A 25,086-nucleotide genomic window follows, 5' to 3' on the forward strand; every position below is an offset into this window, starting at 1 on the left:
CGGCGTGTCACACCGAGAGCTTATCCTGTAGCGTTACCGCTATTCGTACGAGAGAGTCATGGCTGAACATACCTCCAAGCAGTTTGACATTGAACTGGAAACCATCCGTACCCGCGTGCTGCAGATGGGCGGCATGGTCGAACAACAGATCCAGTCTGCCGTTGATGCGTTGATGGCGGCCGATATCGAACGGCTCGAAAAGGTGGTGGCCGACGACGCACTGGTCAACGCGCTGGAAGTCGCCATCGACGACGATTGCCAGCACATCATCGCGCGCCGCCAGCCGGCCGCCAGCGACCTGCGCATGGTGATCACCGTGATCAAGACCATCACCGATCTGGAGCGTATCGGCGACGAAGCGCAGAAGATCGCCCGCCAGGGCAAGATCATTCACCAGTCGGAGCGCTACCAGCTGCCGCGTTTCCGCGAGGTGCGCAAGATGGCCGACGTGGCGCTGGCCATGCTGCGCCGCGCGCTGGACGCCTTCGCCCGGCTCGACGCCACCGCCGCGCTGGAACTGGCCGAGGAAGACCTGATCCTGGACGAGGAGTTCTCGGCCGAGCTGCGCCAGCTGATCACCTTCATGATGGAAGACCCGCGCACCATCAGCATGTCGATCGACACGCTGTTCATCGCCAAGGCGATCGAGCGCATTGGCGATCACGCCAAGAACATCTCCGAGTACGTGGTCTACCTGGTCAAGGGCAAGGATATCCGCCATACCACGCTGGAAGAGATCAAGCGCGAGACCCAGGCGAGTTGATGCGCTCGTGACGTTGCAGCGCCAATGGCGGTAACATTCCGGTTACCGCCATTTTTATGTCCAACTCAAACAAGAGAAGGGGTGATTTTGACCAGTCCAACGCCCCCCCATGATGTGCTCGCCACGGTCGATCTGGGGTCCAACAGTTTCCGTCTGCAGGTCTCCCGCGTGGTGGAAGACCAACTCTATACCCTCGATACCCTCAAAGACACGGTGCGCCTCGGCGCCGGCCTGACCGACGACAAATTCCTCGACGACGATACCCAGGAGCGGGCGCTGGCTTGTCTCGCGCGCTTCGGCGAGCGCTTGCGCGGCCTCAATTCCAAGCAGGTGCGCGTGGTCGGCACCAATACCCTGCGCGTCGCCAAGAATGCCCCCGCCTTCATCGAGCGCGCCGAGGCGCTGCTCGGTTTCCCGATTGAAATCATCGCCGGGCGCGAAGAAGCGCGCCTGATCTATATCGGCGCCGCCCACTCCTTGCCGGCCACCCGCGAGCGCCGGCTGGTGGTGGACATCGGCGGCGGCTCGACCGAATTCATCATTGGCAGCCAGTTCCGCGCGCTGGTGACCGAAAGCCTGCCGCTGGGCTGCGTCAGCTACAGCCGGCGCTTCTTCGCCGACGGCAAGCTCAACCGTTCCAATTTCCAGGATGCCATCATGGCGGCGCGCGCCGAAGTGCAGCGCATCGTCCACGAATACCGTCCGGAAGAATGGCAACTGGCGGTGGGCACCTCCGGCACCGCCCGCGCCTTGCGCGACGCGTTGGAAATCAACGACTACTCCGCCGCCGACATCACCCTGCCGGGTATGGAACGGCTCAAGAATGAACTGATCCGTTTCGGCAACCTCAAATACGTCAACCTGAACGGCCTCAAGGCCGACCGGGTGCCGGTCATCGCCGGCGGGCTCTCGATCATGATCGCCATTTTCGAGGAACTGGCGATCGACAAGATGATCGTCGCCGAAGGCGCGCTGCGCGACGGCGTGCTCTACGACCTGTTGGGGCGGCACCGGGAGAAGGACATGCGCGACACCACCGTGGCCCAGTTCAAGCGCCGCTATCACGTCGATCTGGCGCAGTCGCAACGCGTGACGGCGCTGGCGGAACGGCTGTGCCGCATGCTGTGTGGCGACGACTGCGATCCGGATGCCCTGAAGCGCCTGCAGTGGGCCGCGCGCCTGCACGAAATCGGTCTCACCATCGCCCATACCGCCTATCACAAGCATTCCGCCTACATCCTGCAGAATGCCGACATGCCGGGCTTCTCCAAGCGCGAGCAGGCCACGCTGGCCAGCATCGTGCTGGGGCAGCGCGGCGACATGGGCAAGATGGTGTCGCTGCTGTCCGAGCCGGGACACTGGCGGGCGATGGTGGCGCTGCGGCTGGCGGTGCTGTTCTACCGCAGTCGCAACGATATCGTCCTGCCCGAAGTGCTGGAGTTGCGCCAGACCCCGCGCGGCTTCGCCCTGACCCTGGACAAGGCCTGGCTCGCCGCCAACCCGCTCACCGCCAGCGCCTTCAAGCAGGAGGTCAAGCAGTGGGACAACATCGGTTTCACGCTTGATATCGTGCGCGCATGAAACGCCATGAAGGGTTGAAGACGAGGGTGCCGACGCTGGGGGAAGCCCCCGGCACGCTGCTGGCGGTCGGCGAACCCAAGCTGGACGAGCCCCGCATCACCCTGGTGGAGTACGGGCCGTTGTCCTTGCGCGAAACCACCTTCGCCTCGCTGCAGGAGGGGCTGGCCTATCAGCCCAGCGAGCCGGTGCTGTGGCTCAACGTCTACGGCCTGCACGAGCCGGCGGTGATGCGCGCCATTGGCGAGCGCTTCGACCTGCACCCGCTGGTGCTGGAAGATATCCTCAACTCCCGCCAGCGCCCCAAGATCGAGGATTACGGCGATTACCTGTTCATCGCCTGCCGGGTGTTCCAGTTTCCCGGCGAGGGCAATGGCGGGCGGCTTCGGCACGACCAGATCTACCTGGTGGTGGGGCGCCACTTCGTGTTGAGCTTCCAGTCGCGCCCACTCGGCGTGTTCGAGCCGGTGCGCGAACGGCTCCGCTCCGCACGCGGGTTGATCCGCTCGCGCGGGGCCGATTACCTCGCCTATTCGCTGCTCGACGCCGTGGTGGACGACTACTTCGGCGTGCTGGGCCAGTTCACCGAGTACGTCGAGCAGACCGACAGCCAGCTCCTGGTCGGGCGCGACGCCAGCATCCTGCGGCGCATCCAGCGCCTCAAGCACGACTGCCTGCGGCTGCGCCGCTCCATCCTGCCGGTGCGCGAAGTGCTGGGGGCGTTGAGCCGGGGCGACTACGCGTTTTTCCAGCCAGAAACACGGGTCTACCTGCGCGATGCCTACGACCATACCGTGCACGTGATCGAATCGCTGGAGATGTCGCGCGAACTGGTCGGCGATATGCTCGACCTCTACCTCTCCACCCAGTCCAACCGCCTCAACCTGCAGATGCGGGTGCTGACCGCCCTGTCGATGATCTTCATGCCGCTGACTCTGATCGCCGGCATCTACGGTATGAATTTCGAGAACATGCCGGAACTGCACTGGCGCTACGGCTATTTCATCATCCTGGCTCTGATGGTGGCTCTGGGGGCGGCGCTGTACTTCGTGTTCTGGCGCCGCAAGTGGCTGTGACCAACGCCTGATCGTACAACGAGGCCCTGTCGATACAGGGCCTCAGGCTGCTAACGAAGTGCTTCAATGCGTTTTTACAGGACCCGGCAAAGCCGGGCCTCTCCACCTCAGTATTTGATTCCGCAGCCTGCCCATCTATTCCCAATTCTTCGCTGAGCCAATCTCTGCGATAGATTGGCATGCAGTCCGCCCTTGCCCTGCAAGGGAGCCTCGCTACGCTCGAGAGAGTTTGCCAACAATTGCGCGCATGGCGGAGATTTCGCTTGCTTTCATATACCCTATTGGGGTATATAATGAGGGTGACCCAATAATAAAGGAGCGAGTGATGAGTCGCACCGAGCTGACCCTGCCGATTGAAGGCATGACCTGCGCCGCCTGCGCCAGCCGCATCGAGAAGGTGCTCAACCGCCTCGACGGCGTCGAGGCGCAGGTTAACTTCGCCAGCGAAACCGCCCGGGTGGCGTTCGATTCGCAGCAGCAGACGCCGCAGCAACTGGTCGAGCGCATCCATCAGAGCGGCTACCGCGTACCCGAGGAGCGGCTGGAGCTGGATATCGGCGGCATGACCTGCGCCGCCTGCGCCGCGCGCATCGAAAAGGTGCTGAACCGCCTGCCCAGTGTGCGCGCCAGCGTCAATTTCGCCAGCGAAACCGCCATCCTGCATTTTCCGGCGGGAGCGGTGGCGCTGGAGACGGCCGTCGCGGCGGTGCAGAAAGCCGGCTACAGTGCGACACCTCGGGCCACGGAGGGGGCCGACACCCTGGCCGAGAAGCACCGCCAGGCTTATCTCAAGGAACTGCGCTGGTTCTGGTTCGCCGCGCTGCTGACCGCGCCCTTGCTGTGGGAAATGACCGCCATGCTGGGCGGGGACGCGCATGGCGTATTGCCGCGCTGGCTGCAACTGGCGCTGGCCACGCCGGTGCAATTCCTGGCCGGCTGGCGTTTCTACAAGGGCAGCTGGCACGTGCTGCGCAGCGGCGGCGCCAACATGGACGTGCTGGTGGCGCTGGGCACCAGCATGGCTTATCTGCTGTCAGCGGTGGTGACGCTGGCAGGCTGGCACGACCAGCACGTGTATTTCGAAGCCGGCGCGGCGGTCATCACGCTGGTGCTGCTGGGCAAGTTGCTCGAGGCGCGCGCCAAGGGCAAGACCTCGGGCGCCATCGAGGAACTGATCAAGCTGGCGCCCAAAACCGCCTGGATAGAGAACGCGGGTCAGTTGATGGAAGTGCCGGTGGCGCAGCTGCAGCCGGGCGATGTGGTGCTGGTGCGCCACGGCGAGCGCATCGCGGTGGACGGCGAGGTGATCGCCGGCCATGCCGCCGTCGACGAGAGCATGCTCACCGGCGAGAGCCTGCCGGTGTCCAAGAGCGTGGGCGATGCGGTATATGCCGGCACCCAGAACCAGGACGGCACGCTCACGGTGCGCGCCACCGGCGTCGGCAGCCGGACCCAACTGGCCGACATCGTGCGGCTGGTGTCCGAGGCGCAGGGCTCGAAGGCGCCGATCCAGCGCCTGGCCGACGTGATCTCCGGTGTGTTCGTGCCGGCGGTGGTGGTAATCAGCGTCGTGACGCTGCTCGCCACCGGCTGGTTGACGGGTGATTGGGTGCGCGCGCTGATCCATGCCGTGGCGGTGCTGGTGATCGCCTGCCCCTGCGCGCTGGGGCTGGCGACGCCGACGGCGGTAATGGTGGGCATCGGCAACGGCGCGCGGCGCGGCATTCTGTTCCGCAACGCGGCCGCGCTGGAGACGGCGGGGCGGTTGACGGCGCTGGTGGTGGACAAGACCGGCACCCTGACCGAAGGCCGGCCGGTGGTGACCGACGTGCTGCCGCTGACGGTGCCGCGCGACACCCTGCTGCAGCTGGCGGCCAGCCTCGAAGCCGGCTCGGAGCACCCGCTGGCGCGTGCGGTATTGAGCTTCGCCGAGGAACAGGGGCTGGCGCGCTTGCCGGTGCAGGGCTTCCGCGCCGAGGTCGGGCGCGGGGTCGAGGCCGAGGTCGAGGGGTACGGCCGTCTGCGCGTCGGCGTGCCCGACTGGTTGAGCGACACCCTGCCAGAAGCGGCCAACGCCTTCTACGCCGAGGGCAAGACCGTGATCGCGCTGGGTCGGGAGGGCGAGCTGATGGGGCTGTTGGCCATCGCCGACAGGCTGCGGCCCGGTTCGACCGAGGCGGTCGCCAGCTTGCGCCGGCTCGGCGTGAGGGTGGTGATGCTGACCGGCGACAAGGCGGCCACCGCCGCCAGCATCGCCGCCGCCGTAGGCATCACCGAATTCCGCGCCGAGGTGAAGCCGCAGGACAAGGCGGCGGCGGTGACCGAGCTGCAGCAGGCCGGCTACAAGGTCGGCATGGTCGGCGACGGCGTCAACGACGCCCCCGCACTGGCGGCGGCCGACGTCGGCTTCGCCATGGGCGCGGGCTCGGACGTGGCGATCGAAACCGCCGACGTGACGCTGCGCCAGGGCGACATGCGGCATGCCGCCGACGCCATCCGGCTGTCGCGCGTGACCCTGCGCAAGATTCGCCAGAACCTGTTCTTCGCCTTTATCTACAACGTACTCGGCATCCCGCTGGCGGCACTGGGCTGGCTCAACCCGGTAATCGCTGGGGCGGCGATGGCGGCCAGTTCGGTGTCGGTGGTGAGTAATTCGCTGCTGCTGCGGCGCTGGCGCTGAGCTGGAGGGAGAAGGCGTGTCTACAGCTCCATCGTCACGCCGGCCTTGAGCTGCTCGACCAGCAGGTGCGGCGGCAGGATGGCGCGGATGTGCTGCATCATGCGCGGCTCCTCGCCAGGGTCGAGATGGCTGACCCACAGATGCGCCGCCGGCGGCAGCGGGTCGAGCAGCGGCGCCAGCAGCGACGGCGCCATGTGGCCGTAGCGGCGCGCCTGCTCCAGGTGATCGTCGTCGTAGGTGATCTCGCACAACACGTCGGATAGCGACGGCACCTGGGAGATCCATTGCCAGAACGCCGGGCAGGGGCCGGTGTCGCCGCTGAACGCCAGTGCGCGCCACTCACCTTCGATCAGCCAGCCGATGGCAGGGATGCTGTGCGCGGCCGGCAAGGCCGTGGCCATGCCGCCGGACAGCGCGACGGTGTCGCCCACCTCGAGCGGCTGCAGCCGGACGTAGGGTGCTTCGGCGCTGGGGGTGGTGGTGTAATCGGGCCAGATCACGCCGTTGAACAGGTGCTGCTTGACGGCGTTGAGCGTCGCCTGCTGGCTGTGTACGGTGATGCCGGGGCCGTTGTGGCCGGCATGCACGTCGGCCAGCAGCGGCAGGAAACCGCAGTGGTCGAGATGGCTGTGCGTCAGCAGCACGCGCTCGATGCGCAGCAACTGGGCGACTTCCAGCGAGCCGACGCCGGTGCCGCAATCGATCAGCGTGTTGTCGTCGAGGAGAAAGCTGGTGGTGTGGGCCGGGCGGCCGATGCCGCTGGAGGCGCCCAGGATGGTGACTCGCATCGCCGTGCTCCAACAGGAAGTGCAGTCCCGATTGTAGTCGACGCGCCGGCCATCCTCTAACCCATCTCGCCGCTCAGGCCGCCTGTCCCACCGCCGCCTCCAGCCGCTGGCGCAGCAGCCGGCTCAGCTGTTCCAGCAGCCACGACAGCAGCAGCATGGCCAGGATCAGGCTGGCCGCCGTCGGCAGCTGGAACAGCGACAATGCCAGGTAGAGCTGCTGCCCCAGTCCCCCTGCGCCGACGATGCCGAGTACCGAGGCCGCGCGGATATTGTTCTCGCCGCGATACAGCGCGTAGGCCAGCCACTGTGCCCATACCTCGGGCAGCAGGCCGTAGCAGAAGGCGCCGAGGCGGCCAGCGCCGAGCGCGCGCAAGGCCTGCTCCGGGGCGGGCGGGGCGTTCTCCAGCGTTTCGGCGAACAGCCGCCCCAGCACGCCGCTGGTGTGCAAGGCCAGTGCTAGCACCCCGGCCGCCGGTCCCAGACCGACCGCCAGCACCGCCAGCGAGGCCCACAGCAGGTCGGGGATGCCGCGCAGCAGATTGAGCAGCAGTCGTGCCAGCGTTTTCAAGGGGCGGCCAAGTCGGCCGGAGGCCGGCAGCGCCAACAGGGCGGCGCCGACAAACGCCAGCGCGGTGCCCAGCAGTGCCATCGCCAAGGTCTCCAGCGCGCCGCGGCCGATGTCGGCGAGCAGGGTAGGGCTGGTGTCCGGCGGCAGGAACTCGCCGGCGAAACGCAGCAGGCTGCCGCCGTCGAAACCCGCTTCGTGCCACGCCGGTAGCAGCCAGGCGACGCTGGCCATGGCGGCCAGTAGTGCGGTCGCCGCCAGCACGGCGCCGCCCTGTCGGCTCTCCAGCAGCCGGCGAGACAGCCGGCTGACGCCCTCGGTAGCCAGCACCATCAGCAGGAAGACCAGCAGCAAGGTGCTGACCTCGCCGCCGTTCATCATCTTGATCGAGGTGTCGAGCAACTGCCCGATGCCGCCGGCTCCGACGAAACCCATCACCGCCGAGGCGCGGATCGCGCATTCCCAGCGGTACACGCTATAACTCACCAGTTCCGGCAGCGCCTGCGGCAGCAGCGCGTAGCCGAGCACCTGTGCACGTCCGGCACCGGCGGCGCGCAGTGCCCGCGCGGTGCCGCGCGGTTGCGATTCCAATATCTCGGCGTACACCTTGCCCAGCATGCCGCCGTAGGCCAGTCCCAGCGCCAGCACCGCCGGTAGCGACCCGAGCCCGGCGGCCCGCACGAACAGCAGCGCCCAGACGATTTCCGGCACGCCGCGCAACAGCACCATCACACCGCGCAGCAGCGATTTGCCCGCTTCGGCCCCGCGTGACGGCGCCGCGCCGGTCAGCGCATGCCGATCCAGCGCGCGCGTGGTGGCGAAGGCCAGCGGCAGGCCGACCAGCATCGCCAGCGCCAGCCCCGCGGTGGCCACCGCCAGCGTGGTGATGCTGGCGCGCAGCACTTCGCCGAGAAAGACCGCGTTGCTGGCCGGCGGCAGAAAGCCCGCGACGAAGCCGCCCAGGGTCTTCAGCGTGGCGCCGTCGAATAAGGCCAGCGGATCGAAGCCCGTCAGCGGCAGGGTAGGGGCGAGCAGCAACAGCAGCAGCCCGCTCCACAGCAGGCGCGGCAGCAGCGCCGGGTCGCGTGGATGGCTCAGCATCGCACGCCCCGCGGGAAGCCGGGCTCGGCTTCCACCGGCCCGGTGTCGTTGCCGGCCAAGGTTTCACCGGCGTACAGCGCCTCGATCAGCCCGGGATGCACCTCGGCGCGTGGCAGGTCGAACACGATGCGGCCATCGCGCAGGCCGATCAGGCGCGGGAAATAGGCCAGTGCCAGGTCGACCGAATGCAGGCTCATCAGCAAGGTGGCGCGGCGCGCGCGGGCGTCGTCGGTAAGACGTTTGACCGTCTCCTCGGCCAGGCGCGGGTCGAGTGCCGACACCGGCTCGTCCGCCAGCAGCAGCCGTGGCGCCTGGTACAGCGCGCGGGCGATGCCGACGCGCTGGCGCTGCCCGCCAGACAACTGGTCGCAGCGCGCCCACAGCTTGTCGGCCAGATCGACCCGCTGCAGCGCCTGGCTCACGCCGGCGGCGTCGTGTGGCCGCAACAGCGACAGCAACGAGGCCAGCGTCCCCTGGCGGCCCAGCCTGCCGGCGGCCACCGCATTCACCACGCGCTGGCGCGGCGGCAGCGGGGCGGCCTGGTAGACCTTACCGATGTCGGCCTGCAGACGCTGAAGCTCGCGTCGCGTGCAGCGCCAGGGGTCGCGGCCCAGCACGCTTACCGTGCCCTGGCTGGGCCGGTACACGGTGTTGGCCAGCAGCAACAGCGACGACTTGCCAGCGCCGGACGGGCCGATCAGCGCCGCCTGCTCGCCGTCGGCCAGCGCCAGGCTGATGTCGCTCAGGATCTGCACGCCGCCCAGGCTCAGGCCGACGTGCTCGAACGTGAGGCTCACTTCAGCAGGCCCGCTTCCTTGGCTGCCGCCTCGATGCCCTTGTAGTTGGCCGCCTTGGTCGGGATGAACTTGCTGGCGCGCTGCAGTTCCAGGATGGCCTGCTGTTCCGGGTTTTTCGGATCGAGCTTGAGGAAGGCCTTAGTGATCTTCTGCTGCAGCTTGGCGTCGAGGTTGCCGCGCACGGTCCAGTTGTAGTCGTAATAGGACGGGGTGGTGCCGATCAGCTTCACCTTGGCCGGGTCGACCTTGCCGGCTTCCACCAGCTTGTCCCATACCGAGGCGTTGAGCACGCCGCCCTCGACCTTACCCGAAGCCACCCAGGCCACAGTGGCGTCATGCGCGCCAGAGTAGGCCACGTTCTTGAAGAAGCCTTCAGGTTTGATGCCCTGTTTCTGCAGGAAATAGCGCGGCATCAGGTGGCCCGAGGTGGACGAGGCCGAGCCGAAGGCGAAGCTCTTGCCCTTGAGATCCTTCAGCGAGTTGATGCCGGCCTCGGCGTTGGCGATGTACTTCGAGGTGAACTTGCTGTCTTCCTCGCGCTGTACCAGCGGCACCACCTTGCCGCGCTGGCTGGCCTGCACGAAGGTGAAGCCGCCGAGCCAGGCCATGTCGATCTTGTCCGAGGTCAGCGCGGTGACCACGGCGGCGTAGTCGGTGACCGGCACAAACTGCACCTTTATGCCCAGTTCCTTTTCCAGGTAGGCGCCGAGCGGGGCGAACTTGCGCTGCAGTTCGGTCGGAGCCTCGTCGGGAATGGCCGAGACCTTGAGGACGGCTTCCTCGGCGGAAGCAATAGCGGAAACGGCCAGCAGGGCGCCAGCCAGTGCAAGCTTGATGGCTTTCATCGGGCAAATCTCTTCTTGTCATGCGGGCAAAAGGCCGCAGGCATCAAAAAAGGCCAGTCTTGCCGACTGGCCGTGGGTGGCGGGCGAAAGGCCGCCGAGTGGCGAACCACTCTTTAATGGATAATTTTAACGCGATTCGCGCCGGCCGAACCAGACAAACAGCACGGCTCCTAGCACGATCATCGGCAGGCTGAGCCACTGGCCCATACTCAGGCTCATGGCTAGCAGGCCCAGGAAGTCATCCGGCTCGCGCGCGAACTCGGCGATGAAGCGGAACGCGCCATAGCCCAACAGGAACAGCGCGGACACCTGGCCAGTTGGACGCTGCCTGCCGGAGAACCACCACAGGATGACGAACAGCGTCAGTCCCTCCAGGGCAAACTGGTAGAGCTGAGAGGGGTGGCGCGGCAGGGCACCGTATTGCAGCAGCCAGTTGGCCCATTCCGGATTGCCCTGCGCCTGCAGCAGGTCGTCCTGCCGTGCCTGCGGGAACAGCGTCGCCCACGGGGCGGTCGGGCTGGTCACGCGTCCCCACAGCTCGCCGTTGATGAAGTTGCCTATGCGCCCGGCCGCCAGCCCCAGCGGCACCAGCGGCGCGATGAAGTCGGTCACTTCCCAGAAGCTGCGCTGGTGGCGGCGGGCGAACCACCACATGCCGACCAGTACCCCGAGGAAGCCGCCGTGGAACGACATGCCGCCTTCCCACACCTTGAAGATGGCGAGCGGGTTGGCCAGGTACTCGCCCGGCTTGTAGAACAGGATGTAGCCCAACCGGCCGCCCAGCACCACCCCCAATACCCCGTACATCAGCAGGTCATCCAGCAGTTTGGGCGTCAGGAACGCATGGCCCTGTTTCAAGCGAAGGTTGCCGAGCCCGATGAACAGCAGGAAACCCACGAGGTACATCAGGCCGTACCAATGGACGGCGAGCGGGCCAAGCTGGATGGCCACCGGGTCGAACTGGGGATGAATGAACATTTGTCAGCGCTGTGCGTTTGCGGTAAAAGAGTGATGACGAAATTATACGGAAAGCGTTCCCCCGCGTCGCGCTGCAAGCAAGGCAGCCCACGCGGCTCTCCGGCATCCCGGCACCCGATGCCCGGAGCGCGCCGCGGCTACCCGCTGCCGGCGCCCTTGGCGCAGCAGCTTTCCGCTACCGATTGAGACTGAAGGATTCGTAATGCCCCAATACCGCTCCAAGACCTCGACTTCCGGCCGCAACATGGCGGGTGCCCGCGCCCTCTGGCGTGCCACCGGCATGAAAGACGACGATTTCGGCAAGCCGATCATCGCCATCGCCAACTCCTTCACCCAGTTCGTGCCGGGCCACGTGCACCTGCAGAACATGGGCCAGCTGGTGGCGCGGGAAATCGAAAAGGCCGGCGGCGTCGCCAAGGAGTTCAACACCATTGCGGTCGACGACGGCATCGCCATGGGCCACGGCGGCATGCTGTACTCGCTGCCCTCGCGCGACCTGATCGCCGACAGCGTCGAATACATGGTCAACGCCCACTGCGCCGACGCGCTGGTGTGCATCTCCAACTGCGACAAGATCACCCCGGGCATGCTGATGGCCGCGATGCGCCTGAACATCCCGGTGGTGTTCGTCTCCGGCGGGCCGATGGAAGCCGGCAAGGTTAACTGGCGCGGCGTGACGCGCGGCCTCGACCTGGTTGACGCCATGGTCGAAGCGGCCAACCCCAACGTGTCGGATGAAGAAGTGGCGGCGATCGAACGCTCCGCCTGCCCGACCTGCGGCTCCTGTTCCGGCATGTTCACGGCCAACTCCATGAACTGCCTGACCGAGGCGCTGGGCCTCTCCCTGCCGGGCAACGGCTCGCTGGTCGCCACGCACGCCGACCGCAAGGAGCTGTTCCTCAAGGCCGGTCGCCTGATCGTCGATCTGGCGCGCCGCTACTACGAGCAGGAAGACGCCTCGGTGCTGCCGCGCTCCATCGGCTCCAAGCAGGCGTTCGAGAACGCCATGAGTCTCGACGTGGCCATGGGCGGCTCCACCAACACCGTGCTGCACCTGCTGGCGGCCGCCAATGAAGCCGGCGTCGACTTCAAGATGGCCGACATCGACCGCATCTCGCGCGGTGTGCCCTGCCTGTCCAAGGTGGCCCCGGCCACCCAGAAATACCACATGGAAGACGTGCACCGCGCCGGCGGCGTGGTCGCCATCCTGGCCGAGCTCGACCGCGCCGGCCTGATCCACCGCGACGTGCCCACCGTGCACAGCAAGACGCTGGGCGAAGCCCTGGAAGCCTGGGATATCCGCCGCAACGGCCCGGACAGCGAGGCGCATCGCTTCTACCGCGCCGCACCGGGCGGCGTGGCCACCACCATCGCCTTCAGCCAGAGCATGCGCTACCCGACGCTGGACGACGACCGCGTCGAAGGCTGCATCCGCGACAAGGAACACGCCTATAGCCAGGACGGCGGCCTTGCCGTGTTGTACGGCAACATCGCCGAGCGTGGTTGCATCGTCAAGACCGCCGGGGTGGACGACTCCATCCTCAAGTTCACCGGCCGCGTGCGCATCTTCGAAAGCCAGGACGCGGCGGTGGAAGGCATCCTGGCCGACCAGATTGTCGCCGGCGACGTGGTGCTGATCCGCTACGAAGGCCCGAAAGGCGGCCCGGGCATGCAGGAAATGCTCTATCCGACCAGCTACCTGAAGTCCAAGGGCCTGGGCAAGGAATGCGCCCTGCTGACCGACGGCCGCTTCTCCGGCGGCACCTCGGGTCTGTCTATTGGCCATGTTTCGCCGGAAGCGGCCGAAGGCGGCGCCATCGGCCTGGCGGAAGAGGGAGATACGCTGGAAATCGACATCCCGAACCGCACCATCCGCCTCGCCGTATCCGATGAGGAGCTGGCGCAGCGCCGCGCCAGGATGGAAGCACGCGGCAAGGACGCCTGGAAGCCGCTGGACCGTCAGCGCGTCGTCAGCGCCGCCCTGCGCGCCTACGCCGCGATGACCACTTCCGCCGACACCGGCGCGGTGCGCGACGTGTCGCAGGTGGAGCGCAAGTAAGTCGGGCGGATGCCCCGCAAGGCGGGGCGATTCCCCCAGTCCTGCCGTCCTGTGGCATACGGCGGGGCCGCTTGACCGCAAAAACGGCAGCTCGCATGAGCTGCCGTTTTGTTTTCGGCTCGATCGAAAGCGCTGGCGCTTGTCCCCACCTCTTTGGTTCCGTACCTAGAATGGAAAGAGGGAGTCTTGCCCCATGCCGGCTGGCGAAGGGTATCGGTTCTTACCTCTTGGATTAAAGAGATGATGAGCCTCCCCGGCGGTCGCTTCGTGTGTGGAATGTACCGCCGTGGAGGCAGGAACATGCACGAATCGGATTGATTGACGATGGCCCAGCAGCAACAGCGGTGGTCACAGCAAGTGACGGAGAATAGCAACGCGCTGGATCTGGAAGCCGGCGTCTTCTCGCTGGACGATCCGCGTGAAATTGCCCTGTCGCTGATGCGATCTGCCGAGCGTAGCGAGCGGAGAAAAGCAGACCCCTTCCGCTCGGCGATGTCGATGCTCTCCTTTTATATCAACCGTGCCGGGAGCAAGCTGCCCGCGCCGCAGCGCGAGCGGCTGGAGCGGGCGAAGGACGAGCTGCGTGCGCTCTACGGGAAGCCGCGCCGGCAGTTGTGAAGCTGGCATCTCTTCCTCGGTGGCGGTGCCATGTAAACCGTTGTCTGTCGCCGTGAGACAAGAGAGGCATCTGGCTTCTGTTCCCGTGGGCAAACTCCATTATCTGTTGTCGCAAGACGGCACTTTCGTGACGGAGCTATCGCTCCATCGGTTTTTTGTGTGGACTATCGTTATGCCAAGGAACTTTTTCCGGCACTGTCGCTCTCAACTTGACTAGTGCAATCGTGCTGCCAGTGAGGGGCGGTGGTGACGTGCGCAAAATTCACAACCGAACATGAAAATGTTCGGTTTTGTTTTTTGTCGCGCAGAAAGGCGGAATCAAATTGGTGCGTTGCACAAATTTGTGAGGGCTGCGTACTGCACTGGAGTGGGGCTTTTCCCGGTGCGCCCAATTCATGCTCCGTCACGACCATGAGGCAGGGTGGCGGTGCATGCAGCGAGGTTTTCAGCTTACAGAAAATGAAATGGGGCCGGTTTGATGAAAATCAATGGCTTTGTTTGCAGGGTTTGAGTGGAACAGGCAAAAAAAATGCGCGGACATCAGTCCGCGCCAAGTCTACAAAGGAGAAATAGAGGAGAAACTATCAAGAAGCAATTGCTGCGTCTCAACAAGGACAGATTATCCAGATTGGTGCGGGGGCTGTCAACAGCAAAGTGTTGCAATGCACGAAAAAGATGCTTCGATGTCGCACATTGGAACATTGTGGTGTCACAAATCGAAAATGCGATCCCCTCTCCACGCTGGCTTGGCGGTGTGCGACAATTCTTTTTTTGTCTCTGACGCAGGATTCCCTCATGTCCATGCCGCATCCCGCTCTGCCCGATCCCCGCCTGTACCCTGATCCCATGCCCAGCAACATGCTGATTCATTACACCCTGTCGGTGTTGAATGCGGTGTCCGATAGCGACCGGGATGCCTGCCATGACTCGCTCAAGCAGGCCGTGGCCGAACTGCTGGAGCGTGACGACGTGCTGACCTTGTCGGTGGCGCTGGCCATGGTGCCGTCGCAGGCCGCCTACCGCGTGCTGTGGGACGCCCTGCGCGCGGCGGTGGAGCAGCCGGCCGGGCGCCACGCCGTGGTGTTCGCCGTACCGCTGGTGTTGGTGGTCGGTGCCAAGCCGCAGGCCACGCTGCCGGATCGCATCGCGGACGTGGACGGACTGAACGCGATCTTCCGCGAGCATGGCGTGTTCGCCGAAGGGGCGGAGGTGTTCCTGTCGGGCAAGCTGCTGCACCCGGACGCGGTGGCCGGCATTTCGTCGGCGCAGTTGTACCGTTTCACCCGCTCGCTGGCCGATGCCGCGCGTGGCCTGCCGCTGGAGCTGGAGCCTTCTGCCGTCACGGTCAAGAACGACGGCGTGTTCCTGCGCTACCTGATCGGGGTGGCCATCCAGGAAGAGGGGCAGCCGGCCCCGGTCAAGCTGGGCGGTTCGGTCGGTCCGTGGGGCATCCCGCTGATGAAGTTCCTGGGCGAGCAGCTGAAAACCGACGGCGTGACCTTGTTCCCGATCGCCCGTCCGCCGCAGACCCTGCTGCAGGCCATGGTGGCCGGGGGGAGTGCGCGTCAGGAGGTGGCGCTGCAGGCCTTCGCCAGCAGCATGATCCGCAAGCTGCGCGATCTGGGGCAGGAGCCGGTGGCGGTGCTGTCCGCCCACGAGAACAACGAGCTGCGCTTCACCATTTCCGCGCCAGGCGACGAGAAGAACTGGGAAGGCTTCGTCTGGCCGCTGTCGTCGCTGGATTCGGTGCCGCTGATCGAGTCCCAGTTCTGCGAGCTGATGGCCGAGTGCCGGGTGGGCGACGTGCGCGTGGTGCCGCAGGTGCAGCCGGATCAGCAGAACGGCATCCCGCTGTTCCTGACCGCCGACGACGTGCCGCCGGCGGGGACGACGCTGCAGTAACGGCAGCGGGGCATGAGCCGGATTCATGCTCATGTCCCGAATTGCTCATACCAATGGGGCGCGCATTTGAGGTAAAATCGCGCATCTCGATTAACCCTTTGATTGGAAGAGTCAAAGATGTTTGCAGCCGATCTGACGATCGCCAAGTACGATCCGGAACTGTCCGCGGTGATGGACGCCGAATACCGCCGTCAGGAAGACCACGTCGAACTGATCGCCTCCGAAAACTACGTCAGCCCCGCCGTGATGGAAGCCCAGGGCTCGGTCCTGACCAACAAGTACGCCGAAGGCTACCCGGGCAAGCGCTACTACGGCGGCTGTGAACATGTCGACGTGGTGGAGCAGCTGGCGATCGACCGCCTGAAGGCTCTGTTCGGCGCCGAGTACGCCAACGTGCAGCCGCACTCCGGCTCGCAGGCCAACCAGGCGGTGTACGTATCGGTGCTGAAGCCGGGCGACACCATCCTCGGCATGAGCCTGGCGCACGGCGGCCACCTGACCCACGGTGCCTCGGTGAACATCTCCGGCAAGCTGTACAACGTGGTGCCCTACGGCCTGGACGAGAACGAAGTGTTGGACTACGACGCCGTCGAGCGTCTGGCGCGCGAGCACAAGCCGAAGATGATCGTGGCCGGTGCTTCCGCCTACGCGCTGGAAATCGACTGGGCGCGTTTCCGCAAGATCGCCGACGAAGTGGGGGCCTACTTGTTCGTCGACATGGCTCACTACGCCGGCCTGGTGGCCGCCGGTGAGTACCCGAACCCGGTGCCGTACGCCGATTTCGTCACCACCACCACCCACAAGACCCTGCGCGGCCCGCGCGGCGGCGTGATCCTGTCCAAGGCCGAGCACGAAAAGGCGCTGAACTCGGCGATCTTCCCGTGCCTGCAGGGCGGCCCGCTGATGCACGTGATCGCTGCCAAGGCGGTGGCCTTCAAGGAGGCCGCGTCGCCGGAGTTCAAGGCCTACGCCCAGCAGGTCAAGAAGAACGCCAAGGTGATGGCCGAGACCCTGATCGAGCGCGGCCTGCGCATCGTGTCGGGCAAGACCGAGTCGCACGTGTTCCTGGTCGACCTGCGCGCCAAGAGCATCACCGGCAAGGATGCCGAAGCCGCCCTGGGCCGTGCCCACATCACCGTCAACAAGAACGCCATCCCGAACGATCCGGAAAAGCCGTTCGTCACCTCCGGCATCCGCATCGGCACCCCGGCCATGACCAGCCGCGGTTTCGGCGAAGCCGAAGCCAAGCAGCTGGCCAACCTGATCGCCGATGTGCTGGAAGCACCGAACGACGAGGCGGTGATTGCGCGCGTGGCCGGTGAAGTGACGGCCCTGTGCCAGCGTCTGCCGGTGTACGCAGTAAAGTAAGCAGTTTTAGACGCTTATGTCATACTGAAAGCGGCCTTCGGGCCGCTTTTTTGTTTTTTTGCGTCAGGTACGGAGATGCGTTCCGGCCAGGTTGCCGCTCTTGCCGGTCGATGTGGGCGGCCAGGGCCATGATGGAGCTGATGGTACGGCTCCACGATGTGGCACTCTCTTTGACGAGCATCAGAAACAGTGACGTTAACGCTTCCGACCTTTGCTGATACCATCGCATGATTACTACTAGTCAGGTTGTCACACCATGAAATGTCCGTTCTGCGGTAACGCCGACACCCAGGTGATCGATTCCCGCGTCAGCGAAGACGGCACCAGCATTCGCCGGCGCCGCCGTTGCCTGGCGTGCGAGAAGCGTTTCACGACGTTCGAAACCGCCGACGTGCGCATGCCGCAGGTGGTCAAGTCGGGCGGGCATCGGGCCGAGTTCGACGTCGAGCGGGTGCGTACCAGTTTCCTGCGCGCGCTGCACAAGCGCCCGGTGCCGACCGCGCTGGTCGACGATGCCATCGACCGCATCTGCCATCGCCTGCTGCAGCTGGGCGAGCGCGAGATCAGCTCGCGCCAGATCGGCGAGATGGTGATGAACGAGCTGGCGAAACTGGACAAAGTGGCCTATATCCGCTTTGCTTCCGTGTACCGCAGCTTCCAGGACGTGTCGGAGTTTTCCGAGGCGATCAAGGAAATCCAGAAGTCCTCGTGAGAGCACGGCATGACGTTTTCCGCTGTTGACCACGCTATGATGGCGCGGGCGCTGAGGCTGGCCGAGCAGGGCCTCTACACCACCACGCCGAACCCCCGCGTCGGCTGCGTCGTCGTGCGCGACGGCGAGATCGTCGGCGAGGGCTGGCACGTGGCCGCCGGCACCCCGCACGCCGAGGTGCACGCCTTGCGCATGGCAGGCGACCGGGCACGCGGTGCGACGGCCTACGTCACGCTGGAGCCGTGCAGCCATTACGGGCGCACCCCGCCGTGCGCCAAGGGACTGATCGAGGCCGGGGTCGGACGTGTAGTCGCGGCGATGCAGGACCCGTATCACGAAGTGGCCGGGCGTGGCCTCGGCATGTTGCGCGAGGCCGGCATCGAGGTGGCCGCCGGCCTGCTGGAAGCCGAGGCGCGCCGGCTCAACAAGGGTTTCCTGTCGCGGGTGGAGCGCGGCCGGCCGTGGGTCACGCTGAAGGCCGCGGCCTCGCTGGACGGCAAGACCGCCTTGCTGAACGGTGCCAGTCAGTGGATCACCGGCCCCGAGGCCCGGCGTGACGTGCATCATCTGCGTGCACGTTCCTGCGCCATCCTGACCGGCAGCGGGACCGTGCTGGCAGACGATCCGCAGCTGACGGTGCGCGAGGTCGACACCGCGCGCCAGCCCTGGCGGGTGGTCGTCGACAGCGGCTTGCAGACGCCGGCGCAGGCGCGCATCTATCGGGACGGGCGGACCATCCTGGCGACGGCCGTCGCCGATGCCGCGCCGCATCAGCCTTACCGCCAGCAGGGCGTCGAGGTGTGGGCGTTGGGCGACGCGCAGGGGCAGGTCGATCTGGCCCGCTTGCTGGCGCGTCTGGCGCAGGAAGGCGTGGGGGAACTGATGGTCGAGGCTGGCGCAGGGCTCAATGGCGCCATGCTGCAGGCCGGGCTGGTCGATGAGATCGTGCTGTATCTGGCGCCGACGCTGCTGGGCGACGCGGCGCAGGGGCTGTTTGGCTGGCCGGCGCTCACGTCGCTGGCCGAGAAGAGGAATGTCGATGTCCGTGACCTGCGCCTGGTGGGTCAGGACGTGCGGCTGGAGTTGATGGTGTCGCCCCGCTGAGGAGCGGGCCGGGTTGAAAGGGCAATAACAGCAAAAAAAACCAAAATACAAAATATATGGAGGACGACGATGAAACTGGCAGCAAAGCAGCTGGAGCACGTATCCCGATTGGTGTTGAAAGCCTTGGGTTGCAAGGAAAAAGAAGCCATCATTGTGAGCCGGCATCTGGTGGAGGCCAATTTGCGCGGCCACCACAGCCATGGGGTCGGCATATTGCCTTTCTACGTCGACAGCGTGCGAAACGACACGCTGCGTCCCAACCAAGCTGCCAGGCTGGTGCGCGACGCCGGGGCAATCCTGCAGTTTTCCGGCGAGCGCGGCTTCGGCCAGCGGGTGGCGCGCGAGGCGGTGGACGCCGCCATCTGGCGCGTCAGGGAAACCGGCGTGGCGCTGCTGACCGTGCGCAATGCCCACCACATGGGGCGCATCGGCTGCTACGGCGAGCAACTGGCCAATGCCGGCCTAGTTGGCTTGTTTTTCGTCAACGTCACCGATTTTCCCAATCCCATGGTCGCACCGTTCGGCGGCATGGCCGGTCGCTTCGGTGGCAATCCGATCTGCATCGCCTTTCCGGGCACCGACAAGCACCCGGCCTTCATCCTCGATTTCGCCACCAGCCGGGTTTCCTACGGCAAGACCCGGGTGGCCTATCACGCCGGCAAGCATTTCGACGAGCCGGTGATGCAGGACCATGCCGGCCACCCTACCCATGACCCGCGAGTGATGTGGGAGGAGCCGCAAGGCACACTGCGGCCGATCGCCCACCACAAGGGCGGCGGCTTGCTCGCCGCGACCGAGTTTCTCGCCGGCCTGCTGTCCGGCGGTGGCACCATCCAGCCGGAGCGTCCGCGCCAGGGCGGCATCCTTAACCAGATGACGGCCTTCGTGGTCGACCCGGCGCAAACCGGCTCGCTGCCCTGGCTGCAGGCCGAATACGACGCCATGACCGAGTACATCAAGTCCACTCCCACGCCGGAAGGCAGCGAGCCGGTGCAGATGGCGGGTGAGCCGGAAGCGCGCCGGCGCGCCGAACACCTGGCCAGCGGCATCGAGTTTTCCGACAATGAATGGAATGCCATTCGCACGGCGGCCCTCGAGGCCGGGGTGATGGCGCATCAGCTGGACGAAGTACAGGAGCTGGCATGAAGGAAGTGGAGGACGCCCTCGAGGCGTACCTGAACCTGATCCACCGCAAGGGGGCCGCCGATCAGGTGGTCGAGGAGCGTCGTCAGTTGCTGAAGAAGCTGACGACGCTCCTCGACGGCCGTCCCAAGGACATCGAGCTGTTTCGCCAGGCGGTGGATGTCTACCTCGAGCGCTGCCCGCACGAGGACCGGGTGACCGCGCTGACCTGCGCCCGGGAATACTATTATTTCTGGCTGGGGGACATGAAGAAGCTGGCCGAGCTGACGTCCCGCTCCGGCTTCACCATCCACAACCCGCGCATGGACATCGCCGCGTCGCTGGACGAACTGCTGCAGCGCATGGCGGCTTCGGGGTTCAACCGCTTCCCACCCTCGCTGGAGATCTACCTTGGCAAGCTCTTCGAGGGCGGCATGAAGGAGCGCCAGATTGCTCCGCGCGAGCAGATTCTCAAGGGCATGCTCTACCTGCTCGATGGCCAGCCCTACAAGCCGGAAAACTACCGCATCGCGGTGGACGCCATGCTGCTGCAGCTCAAGTTCGACGACGACGAATCGCGCGTGGCCTTTCTGCAACTGGCACGCGAGTACTTCTACTACTGGCTGTCGTTCCCGCCGGCGGCAGAGCGCAGCACCATGATGGCTCCGTTCTGAGCGGGCGGTACCACCGCGCCACTTCCCGGCAGCTCCCCATCCTCCTTCGCTGGAGGCATGCGGTGTCATCCGCCTCGTGACCCATAGCGGGCCTGTTCCGCCTCCTCGTTTCCGTTGCCGTTTGGAATTACACTCTCCGGCATGACAACGGGAGCCGCCATGACCACCCCCACCGCCTATACCGCGCTCGCCGAGCGTTTTACTCGTCTTTACCGCTATTACCATCTGCATGCCATCGCCTCGTGGGACCAGGCCACGATGATGCCGCCCAAGGGCAACGAAGCCCGCGCGGCGGCGCTGGCCGAGCTGCAGGTGTTGATCCACCGCACGCTGACCGAACCTGGTCTGGCCGGGCAGATCGCCGCCGCCGAGGAGGAGAGTCTCGGCGAGATGGAGCGCGCCAATCTACGCGAAATCCGCCGCAGCTGGGAACAGGCCAACTTGTTGCCCGAGTCGCTGGTGGAGGCCAAGGCGCTGGCCGGCTCGCGTTGCGAACACGCTTGGCGCACGCAGCGCCCGGCCAACGACTGGCAGGGCTTCCTCGCCAACTTCCGCGAGGTGGTGCGGCTGTCGCGCGAGGAGGCGCAACGCTTGGCTGAAGCCAGCGGCCTCAGCCCGTACGATGCGCTGATGGACAAGTACGAGCCGGGCATGACCAGCGCCGCCATCGAGAGCGTGTTCACCGACGTCAAGAGCTGGCTGCCCGGCCTGATCCGGCAGGTGCGTGAGCGCCAAGCCGGCGAGACCGTGCTGCAGCCGGTTGGACCGTTCCCGGTCGAGAGTCAGCGCGCGCTTGGGCTCGATGTGATGAAGTTGCTCGGTTTCGATTTCGACGGCGGCAGGCTCGACGTCAGCGTGCACCCGTTCTGCGGCGGCGTGGCCGAGGACGTGCGCATCACCACACGCTACCGCGAGGACGATTTCGTGCAGAGCCTGATGGGCATCGTGCACGAGACCGGGCATGCCCGCTACGAACAGGGCCTGCCGCGCGACTGGCTCAGCCAGCCGGTGGGGCTGGCGCGCTCGATGGGCGTCCACGAAAGCCAGAGCCTGTCGTTCGAGATGCAGCTCGGCCGCAGCCCGGCCTTCCTCGAGCTGATCGCGCCGCTGGTGCGCCGGCACCTGAGCGAGCAGGAGGCGTTCTCGGCGGCCAACCTGGCGCGGCTCTACACCCGGGTACAGCCCGGCTTCATCCGGGTCGATGCCGACGAGCTGACCTACCCGGCGCACATCATCCTGCGGTTCGAGATCGAGCGTGCGCTGATCGAAGGCGAGATCGAGGCCGAGGACATTCCGGCGTTGTGGGATGAGAAGATGCAGGCCTACCTCGGCGTCGACACGCGCGGCAACTTTACCAACGGCTGCCTGCAGGACATCCACTGGACCGACGGCAGCTTCGGTTATTTCCCCAGCTACACGCTGGGGGCGATGTACGCGGCGCAGTATTTCGCCACCCTGCGCCGGCAACAGCCTGACTTGGATACCCAGATCGCCGCCGGCAACCTGGCCCCGGTGTTCGACTGGCTCGATCGGAATATCTGGAGCCAGGGCAGCCGCTGGCAGACTGACGAACTGGTGGAGCGGGCCACCGGCGAAGCGCTCAACCCGGCGCACTTCCGCGCCCATCTGGAACTGCGCTACCTCGGCTGAACGGTGCTGGCCTGATAAATGAAAACCCGACGCCATGGCGTCGGGTTTGCTTTGTTCGCCAGCACGCCTTGTCAGGCCGTTTCCGTCACCGGCTGGCACACCGCCACCCACTCGCCGCCGACCACCTCGGCCAATCGGTGCGGGCTGATGCGCACCGCGGTGTGCACGTCGCCGGCCGCCGGCATCACCTCGTCGAAGTCCTTGAGCGACTGGTCCAGATAGACCGGCAGCGGGGTGGCCAGGCCGAACGGGCAGACGCCGCCGACCGGATGGCCGGTCAGGCGCTCGACGTCCTCGCCCGGCAGCATCCGCCCCTTGCCGAAGGTAGCCTTGAACTTGCGGTTGTCGATGCGTGCGTCGCCGCGCGCCACCACCAGCACCACGCGCTCGTCGGCGAGGCGGAACGCCAGCGTCTTGGCGATGCGCCCCGGTTCGACACCGTGTGCCTCGGCCGCCAGCGCCACGGTGGCGGTACTGGTGTCGAGTTCGATGATGGGGATGTCGTGCCCGGCACGGGCAAAGAAATCGCGGACGGATTGCAGGCTCATGGGCGTCTCGGCTGGCGGGGCAGGGCCGTCCATTATACGGTGTGACGATACGCGGAGAAGAGAGCGAGGAGCCCGCGCCGGCCCCGATGCAGGCAGGGCGGCACGGGCCATCGTCACGGCATTACACCACCAGATAGGACGATTGCGTGAGAATGCGCTCGTACTCGCCGATGAAGGCGGCCTGCTGTTCCGGGCTCAGTTCTGCACTGTTCACCTTGTCGGCGTAGCGCTCGGCGATCTCCTCCGGGGAGAGGTGCACGTAGCGCAGCATGTCGGCGATGGTATCGTGCTCCTCATGGCCGTGCCAGTTCGGCTGGCCGTGCGCGTCCAGCACCACGTTGATCGAGTCGGTGTCGCCGAACAGGTTGTGCATGTCGCCGAGGATTTCCTGGTAGGCGCCGACCAGGAACACGCCGACCAGGTAGTCCTCGCCCGGCGCCACGTCGTGAATCGGCATGCTGGCTTCCAGGCTCTGGCGGTCGATGTACTGCGTCACCTTGCCGTCGGAGTCGCAGGTCAGGTCCTGCAGTACGGCGCGTCGTGTCGGCTGCTCATCGAGGCGATGGATCGGCATCACCGGCAGCACCTGGTCGATGGCCCAGGTGTCCGGTAGCGACTGGAACACCGAGAAGTTGCAGAAGTATTTGTCGGCGAGCTTGTCGGTCAGCTCGTCGAATACCTGACGCTGCGAGCGCTGACCGGCCGACAGCCTCCCGTACAGGCGGCGGCACAGCACGGCGTAGAGGGTCTCGGCCAACGCCTTGTGCTTCAGCCCGAGGCGGCCTTCGCTGTACAGTTCGGCCACGTCCGCCACGTAATGGCCGGCGCGGTGGTAGGTTTCGGTGACCATCTCGGTGTCGGCCAGCGCCATCAGCTCGGCGAGTTTACGTACCGGCTCGGGCAGGGCGGTGCTGTCGCCCAGCTCCGGCACGGTTTCCGGCTGGCGTTCGACGTCGGTGACGTTCATCAGCAACACCGAGTGGTGCGCCGTCATGGCGCGGCCGGACTCGGAGAACAGGCGCGGATGCGGGATGCCGTGGCGGTCGCAGAACTCGGCCAGCGTCGATACGATCACCTGGGCGTACTCTTCCATGTCGTAGTTGAGGGAGCTGTCGTTGCGCGAGTGGGTGCCGTCGTAGTCGACCCCGAGCCCGCCGCCGACGTCGAGGTGGTCGATCGGCAGACCCAGCGCGCGTAGCTCGGCGAAGTAGCGCAGCGCTTCGCGCAGGCTGTTGCGGTAGTCTGCGATGTTGGCGATCTGCGAGCCGATGTGAAAGTGCATCAGGCGTACGCAGTCCTGCATCCCGGCGGCCTCCAGCTTTGCGATGGCTGCCAGCAGCTGTGCCGCCGACAGGCCGAATTTGCCCTTCTCGCCGCCGGTGTCGGCCCACTTGTTGCCGGTCAGCGACGACAGCCGCACGCGCAGGCCGATCATCGGGCGCACGCCAAGCCGGGCCGACTCCTCGATCAGCAGGTCGACCTCGATCTCCTTCTCGATCACCACGAACACCCGGTGGCCGAGCTTCTGCCCGGCCAGTGCCAGGCGGATGAACTCACGGTCCTTGTAGCCGTTGCAGACGATGTGGCCGCCGCTGGGGGTGAGCGCCAGCACAGCCATCAGCTCCGGCTTGGAACCAGCCTCGAGGCCGATCGATACCTCCGGCGTGGCGATGATGCTCTTCACCACCGCTTCCTGCTGGTTGACCTTGATCGGGTAGATCGCGGTGTAGCGGTTGCGGTAACCGATGCCGGCGATGGCCTGGTCGAACGCCTGGCACAGCCGGCGCACGCGGTCCTGGATGATGGCTGGAAAGCGCACCAGCATCGGCAGGTCCAGCCCGTCGGCCTGCAGCTGGTGGGCCAGCCGGTGTAGGTCGATCGCCGCCTTGCCGTCGCGGCCGGGGAGGACCGTAACGCGGCCCTGCTCGTTGATGTCGTAGTAACCATCACCCCAGTGACGAATGCCGTAAAGGTTGCGGCTGTCGGCCGGTGTCCATGCCATGGTTTTATCCTTATCCAAAAGACAAAAGAAGGCTCTTTAGTGCGCGGCTTTCGGGCGGATGCTTTTATGTGTGCCAGGGATGTCAGAGCGGAAAAAAGCGCCGCCCCGTCACGTGCAGAACGTAGCGGGGAGCGTGGGGTGCCCGGCTGGGCCGGG

At 65.8% G+C, this 25,086-nt stretch carries 20 protein-coding genes; 13 read left to right on the forward strand and 7 right to left on the reverse strand.

From position 1 onward, the window contains the following. The first annotated feature begins 58 nt into the window (after positions 1-58). The 4 genes from phoU to PSEMAI1_RS0104725 all read left to right on the forward strand — a co-directional run bounded on the left by phoU (position 59) and on the right by PSEMAI1_RS0104725 (position 6,097). The gene (gene phoU / locus PSEMAI1_RS0104710; RefSeq protein WP_024301754.1) at positions 59-763 is read left to right on the forward strand and encodes a phosphate signaling complex protein PhoU; all 705 of its coding nucleotides are present in this window, start codon (positions 59-61) and stop codon (positions 761-763) included. A 114-nt stretch (positions 764-877) separates the two neighbouring features. After that, complete coding sequence (gene ppx / locus PSEMAI1_RS0104715) at positions 878-2,344, forward strand: exopolyphosphatase (protein WP_024301755.1); 1,467 nt, start codon at positions 878-880, stop codon at positions 2,342-2,344. Next, positions 2,341-3,417, forward strand: coding sequence for a magnesium/cobalt transporter CorA (corA, locus tag PSEMAI1_RS0104720; protein ID WP_024301756.1), 1,077 nt, complete (start codon positions 2,341-2,343; stop codon positions 3,415-3,417). The genes ppx and corA overlap by 4 nt, the downstream gene beginning before the upstream one ends. A 325-nt stretch (positions 3,418-3,742) precedes the next feature. Beyond that, positions 3,743-6,097, forward strand: a complete 2,355-nt coding sequence (locus tag PSEMAI1_RS0104725) for a heavy metal translocating P-type ATPase (RefSeq protein ID WP_029770500.1) — start codon at positions 3,743-3,745, stop codon at positions 6,095-6,097. A 20-nt stretch (positions 6,098-6,117) separates the two neighbouring features. On the opposite strand, the gene PSEMAI1_RS0104730 is transcribed toward PSEMAI1_RS0104725, so the two are convergent. The 5 genes from PSEMAI1_RS0104730 to lgt form a co-directional block, all read right to left on the reverse strand. Beyond that, positions 6,118-6,885, reverse strand: coding sequence for a 3',5'-cyclic-nucleotide phosphodiesterase (locus PSEMAI1_RS0104730; protein ID WP_024301757.1), 768 nt, complete (start codon positions 6,883-6,885; stop codon positions 6,118-6,120). 73 nt (positions 6,886-6,958) lie between these two features. Further along, the gene (locus tag PSEMAI1_RS0104735; RefSeq protein WP_024301758.1) at positions 6,959-8,551 is read right to left on the reverse strand and encodes an ABC transporter permease; all 1,593 of its coding nucleotides are present in this window, start codon (positions 8,549-8,551) and stop codon (positions 6,959-6,961) included. Next, positions 8,545-9,348, reverse strand: a complete 804-nt coding sequence (locus tag PSEMAI1_RS0104740; RefSeq protein ID WP_024301759.1) for a phosphonate ABC transporter ATP-binding protein — start codon at positions 9,346-9,348, stop codon at positions 8,545-8,547. Before PSEMAI1_RS0104740 ends, PSEMAI1_RS0104735 begins: the two co-directional genes overlap by 7 nt. After that, positions 9,345-10,193, reverse strand: a complete 849-nt coding sequence (locus PSEMAI1_RS0104745; protein WP_024301760.1) for a putative selenate ABC transporter substrate-binding protein — start codon at positions 10,191-10,193, stop codon at positions 9,345-9,347. Before PSEMAI1_RS0104745 ends, PSEMAI1_RS0104740 begins: the two co-directional genes overlap by 4 nt. A gap of 126 nt (positions 10,194-10,319) precedes the next feature. Further along, complete coding sequence (gene lgt / locus PSEMAI1_RS0104750; protein WP_024301761.1) at positions 10,320-11,171, reverse strand: prolipoprotein diacylglyceryl transferase; 852 nt, start codon at positions 11,169-11,171, stop codon at positions 10,320-10,322. A gap of 202 nt (positions 11,172-11,373) precedes the next feature. On the opposite strand from lgt, the gene ilvD reads away from it, so the two are divergent. From ilvD to PSEMAI1_RS0104800, 9 genes are all read left to right on the forward strand, one after another. Further along, the gene (gene ilvD, locus PSEMAI1_RS0104755; protein ID WP_024301762.1) at positions 11,374-13,230 is read left to right on the forward strand and encodes a dihydroxy-acid dehydratase; all 1,857 of its coding nucleotides are present in this window, start codon (positions 11,374-11,376) and stop codon (positions 13,228-13,230) included. Positions 13,231-13,554: 324 nt separating this feature from the next. Continuing rightward, the gene (locus tag PSEMAI1_RS0104760; RefSeq protein ID WP_024301763.1) at positions 13,555-13,848 is read left to right on the forward strand and encodes a DUF3175 domain-containing protein; all 294 of its coding nucleotides are present in this window, start codon (positions 13,555-13,557) and stop codon (positions 13,846-13,848) included. Positions 13,849-14,643: 795 nt separating this feature from the next. Beyond that, positions 14,644-15,750: a hypothetical protein gene (locus tag PSEMAI1_RS0104765; protein WP_024301764.1), complete on the forward strand. Its 1,107-nt coding sequence runs from the start codon at positions 14,644-14,646 to the stop codon at positions 15,748-15,750. Between the two features lie 117 nt (positions 15,751-15,867). Further along, positions 15,868-17,118, forward strand: a complete 1,251-nt coding sequence (glyA, locus tag PSEMAI1_RS0104770; protein ID WP_024301765.1) for a serine hydroxymethyltransferase — start codon at positions 15,868-15,870, stop codon at positions 17,116-17,118. A 256-nt stretch (positions 17,119-17,374) separates the two neighbouring features. After that, positions 17,375-17,830: a transcriptional regulator NrdR gene (gene nrdR / locus PSEMAI1_RS0104780; RefSeq protein ID WP_024301766.1), complete on the forward strand. Its 456-nt coding sequence runs from the start codon at positions 17,375-17,377 to the stop codon at positions 17,828-17,830. A gap of 9 nt (positions 17,831-17,839) precedes the next feature. Continuing rightward, positions 17,840-18,934 carry a bifunctional diaminohydroxyphosphoribosylaminopyrimidine deaminase/5-amino-6-(5-phosphoribosylamino)uracil reductase RibD gene (ribD, locus tag PSEMAI1_RS0104785; protein WP_024301767.1) on the forward strand — a complete coding sequence of 365 codons (1,095 nt, stop codon included), beginning with the start codon at positions 17,840-17,842 and terminating at the stop codon, positions 18,932-18,934. A 69-nt stretch (positions 18,935-19,003) separates the two neighbouring features. Continuing rightward, complete coding sequence (locus tag PSEMAI1_RS0104790; protein ID WP_024301768.1) at positions 19,004-20,080, forward strand: malate/lactate/ureidoglycolate dehydrogenase; 1,077 nt, start codon at positions 19,004-19,006, stop codon at positions 20,078-20,080. Continuing rightward, entirely contained in the window at positions 20,077-20,730 is a 654-nt protein-coding gene (locus PSEMAI1_RS0104795) for a hypothetical protein (protein ID WP_024301769.1), read from the forward strand. Before PSEMAI1_RS0104790 ends, PSEMAI1_RS0104795 begins: the two co-directional genes overlap by 4 nt. A 159-nt stretch (positions 20,731-20,889) precedes the next feature. Beyond that, the gene (locus PSEMAI1_RS0104800) at positions 20,890-22,380 is read left to right on the forward strand and encodes a carboxypeptidase M32 (protein ID WP_024301770.1); all 1,491 of its coding nucleotides are present in this window, start codon (positions 20,890-20,892) and stop codon (positions 22,378-22,380) included. Positions 22,381-22,451: 71 nt separating this feature from the next. On the opposite strand, the gene PSEMAI1_RS0104805 is transcribed toward PSEMAI1_RS0104800, so the two are convergent. Then, positions 22,452-22,928 carry a YbaK/EbsC family protein gene (locus PSEMAI1_RS0104805; protein ID WP_024301771.1) on the reverse strand — a complete coding sequence of 159 codons (477 nt, stop codon included), beginning with the start codon at positions 22,926-22,928 and terminating at the stop codon, positions 22,452-22,454. Positions 22,929-23,049: 121 nt separating this feature from the next. Then, positions 23,050-24,930, reverse strand: a complete 1,881-nt coding sequence (gene speA, locus PSEMAI1_RS0104810; protein WP_024301772.1) for an arginine decarboxylase — start codon at positions 24,928-24,930, stop codon at positions 23,050-23,052. Positions 24,931-25,086: the final 156 nt, after the last annotated feature.

This window comes from Pseudogulbenkiania sp. MAI-1 (assembly GCF_000527175.1).
Classification (GTDB): domain Bacteria; phylum Pseudomonadota; class Gammaproteobacteria; order Burkholderiales; family Chromobacteriaceae; genus Pseudogulbenkiania.